Source organism: Roseateles aquae (assembly GCF_032337115.1).
Taxonomy (GTDB): domain Bacteria; phylum Pseudomonadota; class Gammaproteobacteria; order Burkholderiales; family Burkholderiaceae_C; genus Roseateles_C; species Roseateles_C aquae.
In genome coordinates this window covers 93,246-105,901 of sequence record NZ_JAVXZY010000009.1, presented here as the reverse complement: position 1 = coordinate 105,901, position 12,656 = coordinate 93,246, and the positions used below count along the sequence as shown (strand labels likewise).

Sequence of the window (12,656 nt, the reverse complement as noted above, 5' to 3'; positions counted from 1 at the left end):
CCGCCAGCGGCTCAGGCCAGCAGGGTGGCGAGCAGCGACTTGGCCACCTGGGCCGGCCCGCGGTCGGATTGCAGGCCGCGGCCCAGCACCATGGCGCCCTGCATGGCGCTGTGCCAGGCCTCGGCCAAGGCGGCCGGCTTGACGCTGCTGCGCAGCAGACCCTGCTGCTGGCCCTCCTTGATCACCGCGGCGAGCCAGTCCAGATTGCTGCGAAAGAACAGTTGCACCTCGGCGGCCACGGGTTCTGCCAGGCTGGCCGCCTCGGCGCCCAGCATGCCGCAGACGCAGAGGCCGCGATCCTGGGTGTAGCGCTGCTCGAACAGCGCCGCATAGGCGAGCAGCCTGTCGGTCGCCTTGGCATGGCGGCCCTCGATGATCAGCAGCTCGCTGCGAAAGCGATGGGTGTAGCGCTGCGCCACGACAGCGGCCAACTCGGCCTTGGTGGCGAAGTGGTGGTGGATGCTGGGCTTCTTGATGCCAACCAGGCGCGCCACGTCATCGTAGGAAAAGCCGTTGTAGCCCTGCTGCTGGATCAGGCCTTCGGCCGCATCCAGCACACGGCTGGCGCTGTCGCCGAGTTCGGAAAAATGCTTGCTGCTCATGGTGCTGCTGCTGCGCGCCTTGTCTGTCGTGCTGGGTGGCATTGTGTGCCGACTAGTTGGTAGGCTGTGGCGCGGCATCGAAAGCCTGAGCATTTCTCGGGGTCTTTCAGAGAGTCTGTTTGCTCGACAGTGCTTGATCGGCCTGAACCAACCACAGAGTCACAGAGCCACAGAGGAATACACAGAGCAATCAGGCTTTAAAGCTGTCTTCTCTGTGTCTCCGTGGCTCTGTGGTGTGCTTCTCTTTGCAAACAAAGCACTGAGCCGCAGAGTCACAGAGCCACAGAGGAATACACAGAGCAATCAGGCTTTAAAGCTTTCTCTGTGTCTCCGTGGCTCTGTGGTGTGCTTCTCTTTGCAAACAAAGCACTGAGCCGCAGAGTCACAGAGCCACAGAGGAATGCACAGAGCTATCAGGCTTTGAAGCTGTCTTCTCTGTGTCTCCGCGGCTCTGTGGTGTGCTTCTCTTTGCAAACAAAGCACTGAGCCGCAGAGTCACAGAGCCACAGAGGAATGCACAGAGCAATCAGGCTTTGAAGCTGTCTTCTCTGTGTCTCCGTGGTTCTGTGGTGTGCTTCTCTGTGCAAACAAAGCACTGAGCCGCAGAGTCACCGAGCCACAGAGGAATGCACAGAGCAATCTGGCTTTAAAGCTTTCTCTGTGTCTCCGTGGCTCTGTGGTGTGCTTCTTTTTGCAAACAAAGCACAGAGCCGCAGAGTCACAGAGGAATGCACAGAGCTATCAGGCTTTGAAGCTGTCTTCTCTGTGTCTCCGCGGCTCTGTGGTGTGCTTCTCTTTGCAAACAAAGCACTGAGCCGCAGAGTCAAAGAGCCACAGAGGAATACACAGAGCAATCAGGCTTTGAAGCTTTCTTCTCTGTGTCTCCGTGGCTCTGTGGTGTGCTCGTGTTGGATTTTGACCCTCAGCGCTGCTCGCCGCGCAGCGTCGCGTCAGCCAGCTTCCAGCTGCGCGCCAACTCAGGCTGCAGGGCGGCGGCCTCGCGGGGTTTGCCCTGCGCCGCCAGGCTGCGGCTCAGGCCCTGCAGGGCCCAGCCGCTGTGCGGGAACTCCTTCAGGCTTTGCCGGTAGCTGGCCTCGGCCTCGCTCAAGCGACCGTTTTGCAACTGCATGGCGGCCAGGGTCAGCCGGGCGCTGCCGGCCAGCATCGGCGGCTCGTTGCGATCGGCTTCCAGGGCGGCTGTGGCGGCCTCGGCCTGTAGGCGCAGCGCTTCGTCGGTCTTGTGCTCGGCCAGCGCCACTTCGGCGCGCAGCTGCAGCTGTGCGCTCAGCGCCAGGCTGCTGAGCCGCTTGGCGAAGAGGCTGCTGCCCTTGTTCTTGTCCAGCAGGGCCGCGGCTGCTGGCTCGAGCTTGGCCAGCGAGGCGCGGGCTTCGTCCAGGCGGTCGGTGCGCGCCAGCGCGGTGCCGCGGGCCAGCTCGCCCAGCACCGTGGCCAGGCCATGGTTGCCGCTGGGCAGCGGCTCTTGCAGCACGGCATCCCAACGTTGCAGGCGCATCAGGGTCATGATGGGCAGGCTGCGCTGGTACTCGGCATAGCTGTAGTCGCCGGTGCCCAGCGCGGCGGCGGCGCGCGCCGAGGCCAGGGCCAGCTCGCCGCGGCCTTCCATCACCGCGCCGAACCATTGGAAGTGGGTGTTGTGGTGGCGCCAGTCCTTGCTGACGCTGAAGTTCTGCGTCTTCAGCAGGGCCATCATCCGCTCGTCGGCCGCGTTGGCCTCTTGGTTGACGCGGGTGGCGTCGGCATAGCGGCCCAGCTGGGCATAGGTATGCGAGGGCATGTGCAGCAGATGCGGCGACAGCGGTGCCAGCGCACCCAGCCGGTCGGCGGCGGCCTCGGCGCGGGCGGCGACGCCGGGGGCGTCGACGGCATGGATCATGAAGTGGTTCAGCCCGGTGTGTTCGGGATGCAAGGCCAGGCCGGCCTCCAACTGGCTGGCCAGCTCGCCGATGCGGCCGGCCGGCTTGCCGCTGACCGGGTCCCACCAGTCATCGCGGGTGGCCACCATCTCGGCCTCGGCATAGAAGCTCAGCACGTCGGCATCGCCAGGGAAACGCTTGACCAGCTCGCGCATGCGCTCGGCATAGGCGATGTCCAGCGGGTCGGCGCGGTCTTCCTGCTTCTCGGCACCCAGGGCGCCGCAGACGGCGGCTTGCAGCGGCGCGGTATTGCGGGCCTCGCTGGCATGGCCATAGCGCAGCGCCAGCGATTCGATCAGCGCGCGCTCCAGCGGTGTGGCTGTGGCCGCATGCTTGAGCGCGTAATCGACATGGCGCAGCGCCTCGCTCAGGTCGCCACGATCGGTGTTGTTGATATTGGGGCCTTGCGCATAGGCCACGCCCCAGGCGCACAGCGCGCAATCGGGGTCTTGCGCCAGCGCCGCCTTGAAGGCGCGCACGGCCTCTTGTTCGTTGAAGGCATAGGCCTGGGTCAGGCCCTGGGCGAACAGGCGCCGCGCCGCGTCGTTGGCCTGGCTGGGCGCGAGGCTGACCTTGCCAAAGCCACTGAGCTGGGGTGCCGTGGCGCTGCGGTCGGGGCTGAAGGGCAGCACGGCGCAGGCGCCGAGGATGGCCAGGGTGGACGCGGCCAAGGGCAGGCGCATGCGATTGGAATGAGTCACGGCGGGGGCTTTCGGCTAAGGCCAGGGGCAGGGGTGGGCGCAGTATCACGCCGCGCCCGTGCCCTGTCCAAGGCCATGTGGAAATGGCGCTGCGCCTGCTCATCAGGGCTGCCAGAATGCGGGGCTTGCCGTCTCGCACTCAAGCCTTTTCCATGCACGACACCGACTACCAACTGCTGCTGCAAACCCCGTCCATCGCCACCTATCTGGCCTTGCGCAAGGGGGCCGGCCTCAGCGCCAAGAGCGAGGCTGGCGCGGCCCGCGGCCTGCCCAACAGCCTGTTCTCGGTGCAGGTGATCCACCAAGGCGAGCCGGTGGGCATGGGGCGGGTGATCGGCGATGGCGGTTGCCACTATCAGGTGGTGGATATCGCGGTGCTGCCGGCCCACCAGGGCCGCGGCCTGGGCAAGCGCATCATGGCCGAGATCAAGGCCTTTCTTGATGCCGAGCTGCCCGAAGGCGGCTACGTCAGCCTGATCGCCGACGGCCAGGCCGACCAGCTCTATGCGCAGTTCGGCTTCAAGCACACGGCGCCGCGCTCGGTGGGCATGGCCATGCACAAGCCGGTTCAGGCGGGACGGTGAGCCTGCCCCCTGAGCGTGCCGCGCGCTGGCGCCTGCACAAGCTGCCGCCGCACTACGCCGGCATCGTGATGCCGCTGCTGCTGTCGCTGCTGATGACCTGCATCGTCTCCTTCATCGCTACGCTGCGCGGCCTCGGCTGGGTGCCCGACCTGCTGCAGCGCTGGCTCGGTGCCTGGGGCATTTCCTGGCTGGTGGCCTTCCCGGTGTTGCTGGCGGTGCTGCCGCTGGTAAAGCGATTGACGGCGCTGCTGGTGCGCCAGGACTGAACCTGGCCTCGGGCCAAATTTACAAAGGAAGCAAGAGATGAGCGCATCTGCACTGCTGCTGTCGCTGTTCAAGTACAAGGCCTGGGCCGATGAGGCCTTGTTCGCCGAGGTGGCCAAGATCGATGGCGAGGCCCATGCCAGCGAGCGGCACCTGGCCATCCGCCTGCTGAATCACATCCATGTGGTCGACCGCATCTTTGCGGCCCATCTGCAGGCGCAGCCGCATGGCTACACGGCGACGAACACGGTGGAAACGCCAACGCTGCCGGATCTGCTCAGCGAGGTAGGGCAGACCAATGTCTGGTTCATCGACTGGCTGACCTCCGCGGCTGAGACCGAGCTGGACCAGCCCGTGCGTTTTGCCTTCACCGACGCCAGCCCGGCGACGATGACGCGCGCGGAAATGCTAAGCCATCTGATCACGCACGGCACCTACCACCGAGGCGCCATCGGCCGCATCCTGAGCCAGGTGGGCCTGACCGCGCCGCGCGACGTCTTCACCGGTTTTCTGCACGAGAGCGAGCCACAGCGGCGCGGTTGAGCCGGGCCGTCGAGGGTAAGGCTCAGGGCGAGACCTCGCGCCTCAGCTGTGCCGGGAAGGGCAGCAGGTGCTCCAGCCGGTCCTCGGCCGCATAGGCGGTGGCGCTGCCCTTGAGCGTTTCGCCCTCGCGCCAAAGGCGCAGGAGCAGGTAGCCGGTTTGGCCCCGCTGTGACACCCCCGAAGCAGGCAGGCGGACCGGCAGCGTCGCCAGCAATAGCGGGCCGCTTTGTAGCGCGTTGAAGCGCAGCTGTTGCGGCAAGCCACTGTCAGCCGGGCGATCGGGAAACTCGGCGCTGATGTCACCGTGTTCGTCAAAGCGCAGCGCCCAGCGCAGCGGCCGGCCGTCGACCAGGATCTCACCGCTCCAACGGCCCCGCAACGCGGCATCACCGGCGTAAGCCTGCAAGCCGTCGCTGGCGTCCAGGCTCACCGCGGTGTACCCGGGCAGGACGCTGCGCAGCAAGGTGTTGGCAATCGATTGAGCTCGGGCATTGCCGTCATTGCTATTCATCAGCACGACCACGGCCAGATGGCGCTCGGGCAGCATCAGCAGCAGGCTGCTGGCACCGGGCATGCCGCCCTCGTGCCAGACCAGGGGCTCGCCCTGCGCACTGCGGCGGTGGTACCAGCCCAGGCCATAGCGGGCGCTGCCATAGTAGGCGTAATGCGCGTTCGGCTCGGCTGCTTGCTGCATCAGCTGTCGGTTCTGGGGCGTCAGCAACGCCTGTGCTGCGGCGTCGGCATCGCCGAGCTGAAAGGCGGCAAAGCGAGCCAGGTCATGGGCGCTGGCGTAAAGATTGCCGGCTCCGGGGGTGTCGTTCCAGGTATCGGGCAGCTGCTGGCCGCGGCTGTCGTACTTGTGCGCGGCCCCCTCGGGCGGCGCATAGCTCTCGGGCAAACTGCTGTCCTGCATGCCGAGCGGCGCGAACAACTGCTGCTGCAGATGGCGGTCGAGCGGCTGGCCGCTTTGCGCGCTAACGATCTGGCCGAGCAGGCCATAGCCGAGGTTCGAGTATTCAAACAGGCGGCCAGGCGGTTGGGCGGCAAAGGCATGCGGGCGGGCGGAGGCGGGATCGGGGCGCGACTCATGGCCCTGGTCGCGCCAGCAGATCCGCGCATAGCCGGGCAGACCCGAGCTGTGCATCAGCAACTGGCGCACGCTGGCCGTGAAATCGCTCGGCAGCTCGGGCAGGTAGCGGCGTGCCGGCGCGTCAAGATCGAGCCGGCCCTGCTCGCTGAGTCGCACCACCGCCGTGGCCAGCAGCGGCTTGGACAGTGAGGCGAGCGGATAGGGCGTGTGCGGCGTGGCCGCCCGTTGTTGCGCCTGGTCGGCCCAGCCGACGGCGGCCTCGTGGACGATACGGCCGCGCTGCACCAGCGCATATGACACCGACACCAGCTTGCCGGCCCGCACATCGTCGCTGAGCTGGGTCTGCAACAGCTCAAGCGCGCTGGGCGGAAGCAGATCCGGCAGGGGCAGCGGCAGCTCGGGCTTGATGCTGGCACAGGCCGTCAGGCCGGCGCAGATGGCCAGCAGGGTCAGGGTTCTCATAGCCGGGGCCTCCTCGCAGCGGGGCCTGCGGCCCTCAAACCGGCGACTGTAGCCAAGCCTCGCCGCCCTTGGCTGGGCTCGTTCGACCAACTGCGATTTCGGGGGGACTAGCTGCGTTTTGTGAGCCTGCAGGCCTGTGGTGGCTGAGGGCTGACAAGGCCTCGAGCGGCGCGGCGCGCCACGGCGCGGCGAGAATGAAGCTCAAATCCGGGAAAATCTGTTCCTCACGCCGGCCGTCGGGCCGGCACCCAGCCTTCAGAAAGCCAGACACCATGTCCGACACCACGCCGAACACCACGACCGAAGCCATGCCCGACCGCCTGTCGGTCGACCCGGCCAGCCCCTTCCACATTGCCGCCGTGTTCGAGCGCGACATTGGCATCCGCCTCAATGGCAAGGAACGCTTTGACGTCGAGGAATACTGCATCAGTGAGGGCTGGGTCAAGGTACCGGCCGGCCGCACGGTGGACCGCAAGGGCCGCCCCTTGCTGATCAAGATCAAGGGCACGGTCGAGGCGTTCTACCGCTGAGCTGCCGCGCAGGCCCAGGGAAGGCAAGACCTGGCACGGAAGCTGCTGTAGCTAATCCAAGTCCAGTTGTCTCCTCCACCGCCCCTGGGTGGATTCAAGCCCCAGTCCCTACGCTGCTGCGCATGGCCTGGGGCTTTTTTTGCGCCGAGCCGTGTTGGCGCAATGTCTTGGTCCATCCAGGTGCATGGCGGCATCTTGGCACTGGGGCATAAAGCACCAGGCTGGGGCAAGGTGGCAGGCATTCATGGCTGGGGCTTGGTCGCGGCGCCGCCGCTGGCCTCGACCTCGAAGGAGCGCCAGAGGCCTTCGAAGATGCCGGCCGCGGCGACGAGCAATTGGTCGTCGTCGGTGATGGCCGTGAACATGCCGCCCAGAATCTGTTCCACGCCTGCCGCTTCGGGGGCTTGCACGCCGCCCGCGTCAAGCCCGTGCACCAAGCGCCCGAGCCGCAGCAGCGCCGGCGTTTCCAGCCCGAAGGCCGCCAGCAGGGTTTCGAAGCTGACGCGTTCGCCGACATGGCCAAACATCGCGCCGTCGAAGTCAAAGCCCAAGGCCCGTTTGGGGCAGTCCTTGGGATGCTTGAGCCAGAGCAGCTGCGCGCGGGTGTCGATGAAGCGTCGAATCAACCAGGCACAGGCCAGCCGGTCGACCCAGGGCCGGGCACGGGTGGCCCATAGGCGGCCTTGATAGTCTTCGACGCGCAGGCGCAGGATGGCGGTGGCCGGCCGCGCCCGCGGCTCGCTGGGCGACAGGGCTGCGTGAGCGTCTTGCTCCAGGCTGCTGAAAGTGCTGAGCGCCTGCTGCTGCGCGGGGCCGGGAAAGTAGTCGATCGCCTGCAGCTGACTCAATGCCTTGGCCAGCTTGCGCAATTGCTTGAGCGTCTCCAGCGCGCTGCCGGGCTGCAGCTGCGCGCGCAGACCGTGCAGCTCGGCCAGCAGCGCGGCCCAGTCACCGCTGCGATCAAAGAGCGCCGGCCAGTCGGCATGCGCCGCACCGTCGACCTGAATCAGGTGGGCGCTGCCCGCATGGGCCCTGACATCGGCTGCAATCGCCTCCAACCGCTCGCGCTGCGCCTCGGTCTCGGGCAGCAGATAGGCGCCATCACGCAAGACGCCAGCGCCGCAGGCCTTCAGCGCCCGCCATGCGCGCATGCGCGCGGTGGCGTTGTCGTTGGGCAGGCTCAGGATCAGCAGCAGATAGGCCTTGGTGTTCATGTAGTGATTAGAACATGTTGTTGACATCGCTACAAATTGCGACTCCAATGAAACCTGTAGGTAGCGCCAGCCGCGCAGCGACAACTGCTGCGGCGAGCCGCGGCCAGCAAGACCAGCAGCCCAGCCAGGAGAGCAATGATGATCAAGCAGTGGGGAACACAAGTTCTGTGCCGTGCGGCCCTGTTCGCAACGCTTGCGCTTGCCGTGGGCAGTAGCATGGCGCAAGGCGCTACGTCGGCCGAAGCGCTGGCCGCCACAGCTGAAAGCGGCAAGGAGCTGGTGTTCGTCTGTGAGCATGGCTCGGCCAAAAGCGTGATCGCGGCCGCCTACTTCAATCAGATGGCGGCAGCGCGTGGCCTGGCGTGGCGCGCCGTGTCGCGCGGCCTGAGTCCCGATGCCGCGCTGCAGGGCGCCACGGCCCAGGGATTGCTGGCCGATGGTATCGATCTTCAGCCGTTCGCACGGCCTCAGGCGCTGACGGCGGAGCAGTCCGGCCGCGCGCCCAAGGTGGTGAGCATCGGTGTGGAGCGTTTGCCCGCGTATCTGGACCCCGCTCGGCTCGAGCAATGGAATGACATCCCAGCGGTCAGCAAGAGCTATGTGCAGGCCAGGGACACGATGAAGCGCCGTATCGATCAGCTGCTGGATGGGCTGAGCCGGACCGCCCCCTGATCGTTGCCATTCAGGCCAAGGCGGGCACAGCAGCTTTGAATTGGCGCGCTTCGCCGTCTTCGGGCAGCCACAGCCGCTGCTGCCAGCCTTGGCGGACGGCGTGCTGACGCAGCGCGGCGCGCGTGCCGGGGCAATGATCCAGCGCCTCAAGATGATTGGCGACGATGAACAGCTCCGGGTAGTCGCCTGCCAGCCGCGCCACGTCGTCGACGCCCAGCAGGATGTCGCCGCCCAGATCGAAGCGCGCGCCGCCGGCCGGCAGCACGGCAATATCGGGCCTGAGCGTGCCCAGGCAGTGGCGCAGGGCCGCGCAGTCCACGGTGTCGCCGGCCAGGTAGACGCTGGGTTCACCGGGCAGCTCGACAAGAAAGCCGTGGCCGTGCTCCATCAGCCGGCCGACCCAGCCCTCGCCATGCACGCAGGGCACCGGTGTGATGAAGCCATTGAAAAAGGGCTGGCGTCCGCTGGCTGACAGCGGCTGCGTCCTGAGGCCGCGCTCGCGCAGATAGGCCTCGTCGCGTGGCATGCACAGCAGCGGCACATCGTGCTCGCGCAGCCAGCGCTTGCCGGCGCGATCGAGGTGGTCGAAATGGCCGCGCTGGCAGTGCGTGATCAGCGCGTGGCTGGCCCGCGCCAGCAGCGCCTCGCTGCCGATGGGCAGTTCGACCAGCGGGTTGCGACGGCGCTGCCCACCGAAGTATTTGAGGCTGGGCAGGGCAGCTTTGGGGGCGAGCATGGGATCGACCAGCAGACCGATGGCCTGGCCCTCGCTGTGGAATTCGAGCATCAGCGTGGCATTGCGGATTTGGGTGATCAACATGTGTAGGCCATTGGGCGTTGGTGATGGCTGGATTGTTCGAGCGCCGGCCTGAGCGCAAAATGGCAAAAACGGAAGAGTTCTGATCAAAACATGCCAAACCCTGCGCAAGCTGCACGCACGCCAGTCAAGAGGCCGGCAAGCCCCGCGCCCGTGGCGCTGGGCCTGCTGCTCTTCGAGGGCTGCATGCCCGCCGGGCTGTATGCGGTGGCCGATCTGGTGTCTGCGGCCAATCTGCGCGCCGGGCATGAGCTGATCCGGCTACGCTGGCTCAGCTTGACCGGGCCAGAGGGCGCGGCGCTGAAGCCGGCTCATGGGCCGGCCTTGCAGGCCGAGGCGGCGTTGGATGCGCGCGGCTGCGCCGATCTGGATGCGCTGCTGCTGCCCGGGCTCTGGGTGGCCAGCGAGGCCGAGTTGCAGCAGCTGCTGCAGGCCCAGGCGCCTTTGATTGCGAGGCTGGCAACACTGTCCTGCGAACTCTGGAGCTACTGCGCCGGCGTGCCGCTGCTGGCCGCCAGCGGCCGGCTCAATGGCCGGGAGGCGACCGCCACCTGGTGGATGGAAGCCCTGCTGCGGCGGCGCTTTCCCAAGGTGCGCTGGCGCTTTGATCAGCCGCTGGTGCAGGACCGTGGCCTGCTCACTGCCGCCGGTGCCAGCGGCTATCTGCCCCTGCTGCTGGCGCAGCTGCAGGCGCTGCTGCCGCCGGCGGCGCTGCAGGAGGTGCAGGAGGTGCTGATGCTGCCGCAGCCGCGACTGCGCGATCCGGTGTTTGCCTCGGTCGAGCTGATGAAGGCCGAGCCGGCCTGGCTGCGCCAGCTGCTGCTGTTCGCGCAGGGCACACCGGCGCAGTCACTCGATCTGCAGCAGGCCGCGGCGGCATTGGCACTGTCGCGGCGCACGCTGTGCCGCCGAGTGCAGGACGAAACCGGCATGCCGGCGGCGCGCTGGCTGCGCCTGGTCAAGCTGCGCCAGGTGGCCGAGCGGCTGACGCAGGGGGAGGAGCCACTGAAGACGATGGCCGATGGCTTTGGTTTCAGCAGCGAGGCGGCGCTGCACCGGATGTTCCGCCAGGCCACCGGCATGACGCCGGGTGAGTACCGGCAGGCCTATGCGCGGCGGGCGCCCACGCTGTCGCGGGCATGACGGCGCGGCGCCCGATACGCCTGCATGATGGGCTGCACATCTAGAGACAAAGCCATGGACATCCCCTCGCTGAAAGACAAGGTATCGCCCGAGGAGTGGCAGCTGCGCGTCGATCTCGCGGCCTGCTACCGGATAGGGCCTGTTAGCCCTAGCTTTGCCTGTGCGAGAGGGGCACCAAGGGCCTCAATCTAGGCGGACGACGATGCCCAGGCTGGCCGCCTGGGCGAGGAGTTCAACAACGAGTGGGGCCCTTGGAGCCCCTCTCCCGGAGGGTTGCCCCAGAAATGGCCGTGCACGTCGTTGCAAAGCCTCACCGGGGGTGCGCCCCGGTTTCGTTTTGCGCCTTGTTCACGGCCATTTCTGGGGCAACGCATCAGGCAAAGCTAGGGCTAGCAGGCCCTTGTAGCGCTATACGGCTGGAGCGATCTGATCTTCACCCACATCAGCCGCCGGCTGCCCGGGCCGGAGCATCACTTTCTGATCAATCCCTATGGGCTGATGTTCAACGAGATCACCGCGTCCAGCCTGGTCAAGATTGACTTGCAGGGCAACAAGCTTGATGACTCGCCGTTTCCAGTGAACCAGGCCGGCTTCGTGATTCACTCGGCCATCCATGCGGCGCGTGAGGACGTGGGCTGCGTGCTGCACACCCATACCCGTGCCGGCGTGGCGGTGTCGGCACAGCGCTGCGGTGTGCTGCCGATCTCGCAGCAAAGCACTTTTGTGCTGGCCTCGCTGGCCTATCACGACTACGAAGGCGTGGCCATCCGCGAGGATGAGCAGCCGCGGCTGCAGGCCGATCTGGGCGACAAGACCTTTCTGTGCCTGCGCAATCACGGCCTGCTGACGGTGGGCAAGGGCACGGCGGACGCCTTCCTGGCCATGTATGTGTTCGAGAGCGCCTGCCAGATCCAGATCAGCGCCCAGGCTGGCGGCCCGCTGGTCGAGGTCGACCCACGCATCATCGCCGGCACGGCCGAATCGCACCGGGTGCAGACCGGCGGCATGGGCGCCAAGTTTGTCTGGCCCAGCCTCTTGCGCGAGCTGGATCGGCGCAATCCCGGCTACGACGTTTGAGGCTTGGCGACAGGCCTCAGAGCTCCCACTGCGGATGCAGCTGGTGCATCCGGCTGATCGTCAGCGCGGCGGCGGCGGTGCGGGTTTCGACGCCGAGCTTGGCGTGGATGCGTTCCAGGTGTTTTTTCACCGTGGCCGGGCTGGCGCCGACGATGTCGGCAATGTCGCGATTGATCTTGCCCTTGACCACCCAGTACAGCACCTCGGCCTCGCGCGCGGTCAGGCGCAGCGCCAGGCCGAGCTGTTCGATCAGCGCCAGATCCGAGCTCTCACGCATCACCAGCAGCCATTCGCCGCCGCTGCCGTCTTCATCGGCGGCCTCGATCTGCTGGTGCAGGGCGATGCTGAGCCGCTGCGCACCCAGTTCGGCGCTGAGCCGCGGCGGCTCCAGCCCTTCACGCTCGGCGGCCGACAGATGCTGCTGTAGCCAGGCCAGCACGGCGGCCGGCAGCAGCGGGCCGCTGCTGCCGTAGTAGCGCAACAGCAGCTCGCGGGCCAGCGGCGTCTGCCAGAGCAGCCGGCCATCGCTGGCGCGCACGCTCAGGCTGGCGTAGCCGAAGGCGTCGAGCGCGCGCCGGGTCTGCGTGGCCTGGTGGGCCTGATGGGCCTGCTGAGCGCCGCGCAGATGGACCTGCATGCGTGCCAGCACTTCCTTGGGCTTGATCGGCTTGGTGACGTAGTCGCTGCCGCCGGCCTCCAGCGCGGCGACCAGGTGTTCGGTCTCGGTCAGCCCGGTCATGAAGACGATGGGAATGGCGGCGGTGCCCGGGCTGGCCTTGAGCCGGCGGGCGACCTCGAAGCCATCGATGCCGCCGGGCATCACCGCGTCCAGCAGCACGATGTCGGGTAGGGCCTGGGCGGCACGCTGCAAGGCGCTCTCGCCGCTGGTGGCAACCAGCACGGTGTAGCCGGATTCGTCGAGCGCATCGTGCAGCAGGGCGAGGTTGTCCGGCACATCGTCGACGATCAGCACCAGCGCACCGCTGCGATCGAGCGTGGCCGGGCGGGCGCTGGTGTTCATGG

Annotated in this window: 12 protein-coding genes and 1 pseudogene; 7 read left to right on the top strand and 6 right to left on the bottom strand. The window is 67.0% G+C overall.

Translation table 11 applies throughout. From position 1 onward, the window contains the following. Positions 1–11 precede the first annotated feature (11 nt). Both RQP53_RS19465 and RQP53_RS19460 read right to left on the bottom strand, forming a co-directional pair. Positions 12–602, bottom strand: a complete 591-nt coding sequence (locus RQP53_RS19465) for a TetR/AcrR family transcriptional regulator (protein ID WP_315652351.1) — start codon at positions 600–602, stop codon at positions 12–14. A 922-nt stretch (positions 603–1,524) separates the two neighbouring features. Further along, positions 1,525–3,237: a tetratricopeptide repeat protein gene (locus tag RQP53_RS19460; RefSeq protein WP_315652350.1), complete on the bottom strand. Its 1,713-nt coding sequence runs from the start codon at positions 3,235–3,237 to the stop codon at positions 1,525–1,527. A gap of 152 nt (positions 3,238–3,389) precedes the next feature. Here RQP53_RS19460 and RQP53_RS19455 point away from each other — a divergent pair, with 152 nt between their 5' ends. Genes RQP53_RS19455 through RQP53_RS19445 form a run of 3 tightly spaced genes read left to right on the top strand, consistent with a single transcriptional unit; the run spans position 3,390 to position 4,628 of the window. Next, positions 3,390–3,821 carry a GNAT family N-acetyltransferase gene (locus tag RQP53_RS19455; protein WP_315652349.1) on the top strand — a complete coding sequence of 144 codons (432 nt, stop codon included), beginning with the start codon at positions 3,390–3,392 and terminating at the stop codon, positions 3,819–3,821. Continuing rightward, positions 3,818–4,087: a DUF2798 domain-containing protein gene (locus RQP53_RS19450; protein ID WP_315652348.1), complete on the top strand. Its 270-nt coding sequence runs from the start codon at positions 3,818–3,820 to the stop codon at positions 4,085–4,087. The genes RQP53_RS19455 and RQP53_RS19450 overlap by 4 nt, the downstream gene beginning before the upstream one ends. Positions 4,088–4,124: 37 nt before the next feature. Next, a complete protein-coding gene (locus tag RQP53_RS19445) occupies positions 4,125–4,628 on the top strand; it encodes a DinB family protein (RefSeq protein WP_315652347.1) in 504 nt (167 codons plus the stop codon). A gap of 22 nt (positions 4,629–4,650) precedes the next feature. On the opposite strand, the gene RQP53_RS19440 is transcribed toward RQP53_RS19445, so the two are convergent. Beyond that, complete coding sequence (locus RQP53_RS19440; protein ID WP_315652346.1) at positions 4,651–6,180, bottom strand: serine hydrolase domain-containing protein; 1,530 nt, start codon at positions 6,178–6,180, stop codon at positions 4,651–4,653. Between the two features lie 272 nt (positions 6,181–6,452). On the opposite strand from RQP53_RS19440, the gene RQP53_RS19435 reads away from it, so the two are divergent. Continuing rightward, positions 6,453–6,710: a DUF3297 family protein gene (locus RQP53_RS19435; protein WP_315652345.1), complete on the top strand. Its 258-nt coding sequence runs from the start codon at positions 6,453–6,455 to the stop codon at positions 6,708–6,710. A gap of 242 nt (positions 6,711–6,952) precedes the next feature. Here RQP53_RS19435 and RQP53_RS19430 read toward each other — a convergent pair whose 3' ends face one another. Next, a complete protein-coding gene (locus tag RQP53_RS19430; RefSeq protein ID WP_315652344.1) occupies positions 6,953–7,924 on the bottom strand; it encodes a chromate resistance protein ChrB domain-containing protein in 972 nt (323 codons plus the stop codon). Between the two features lie 138 nt (positions 7,925–8,062). Between RQP53_RS19430 and RQP53_RS19425 the strand changes: the two genes are divergently transcribed. Next, positions 8,063–8,596, top strand: coding sequence for a hypothetical protein (locus tag RQP53_RS19425; protein ID WP_315652343.1), 534 nt, complete (start codon positions 8,063–8,065; stop codon positions 8,594–8,596). Between the two features lie 10 nt (positions 8,597–8,606). Here RQP53_RS19425 and RQP53_RS19420 read toward each other — a convergent pair whose 3' ends face one another. Then, positions 8,607–9,416 carry an MBL fold metallo-hydrolase gene (locus RQP53_RS19420; protein WP_315652342.1) on the bottom strand — a complete coding sequence of 270 codons (810 nt, stop codon included), beginning with the start codon at positions 9,414–9,416 and terminating at the stop codon, positions 8,607–8,609. 150 nt (positions 9,417–9,566) lie between these two features. Here RQP53_RS19420 and RQP53_RS19415 point away from each other — a divergent pair, with 150 nt between their 5' ends. Beyond that, positions 9,567–10,556 (top strand): helix-turn-helix domain-containing protein, encoded by a 990-nt coding sequence (locus tag RQP53_RS19415; RefSeq protein WP_315652341.1) that lies wholly within the window; start codon positions 9,567–9,569, stop codon positions 10,554–10,556. Between the two features lie 399 nt (positions 10,557–10,955). Beyond that, a pseudogene (locus tag RQP53_RS19405) lies at positions 10,956–11,633 on the top strand (class II aldolase/adducin family protein); the annotation flags it as partial. Positions 11,634–11,649: 16 nt separating this feature from the next. On the opposite strand, the gene RQP53_RS19400 reads toward RQP53_RS19405, so the two are convergent. Further along, positions 11,650–12,654, bottom strand: coding sequence for a response regulator (locus RQP53_RS19400; RefSeq protein WP_315652340.1), 1,005 nt, complete (start codon positions 12,652–12,654; stop codon positions 11,650–11,652). Positions 12,655–12,656 lie beyond the last annotated feature (2 nt).

Coding starts and splice junctions, on each gene's coding strand:
- RQP53_RS19430 (WP_315652344.1), bottom strand. CDS start 7,924: ATGAACACCAAGGCCTATCTGCTGCTGATCCTGAGCCTGCCCAACGAC.
- RQP53_RS19440 (WP_315652346.1), bottom strand. CDS start 6,180: ATGAGAACCCTGACCCTGCTGGCCATCTGCGCCGGCCTGACGGCCTGT.
- RQP53_RS19455 (WP_315652349.1), top strand. CDS start 3,390: ATGCACGACACCGACTACCAACTGCTGCTGCAAACCCCGTCCATCGCC.
- RQP53_RS19445 (WP_315652347.1), top strand. CDS start 4,125: ATGAGCGCATCTGCACTGCTGCTGTCGCTGTTCAAGTACAAGGCCTGG.
- RQP53_RS19400 (WP_315652340.1), bottom strand. CDS start 12,654: ATGAACACCAGCGCCCGCCCGGCCACGCTCGATCGCAGCGGTGCGCTG.
- RQP53_RS19420 (WP_315652342.1), bottom strand. CDS start 9,416: ATGTTGATCACCCAAATCCGCAATGCCACGCTGATGCTCGAATTCCAC.
- RQP53_RS19435 (WP_315652345.1), top strand. CDS start 6,453: ATGTCCGACACCACGCCGAACACCACGACCGAAGCCATGCCCGACCGC.
- RQP53_RS19425 (WP_315652343.1), top strand. CDS start 8,063: ATGATCAAGCAGTGGGGAACACAAGTTCTGTGCCGTGCGGCCCTGTTC.
- RQP53_RS19465 (WP_315652351.1), bottom strand. CDS start 602: ATGAGCAGCAAGCATTTTTCCGAACTCGGCGACAGCGCCAGCCGTGTG.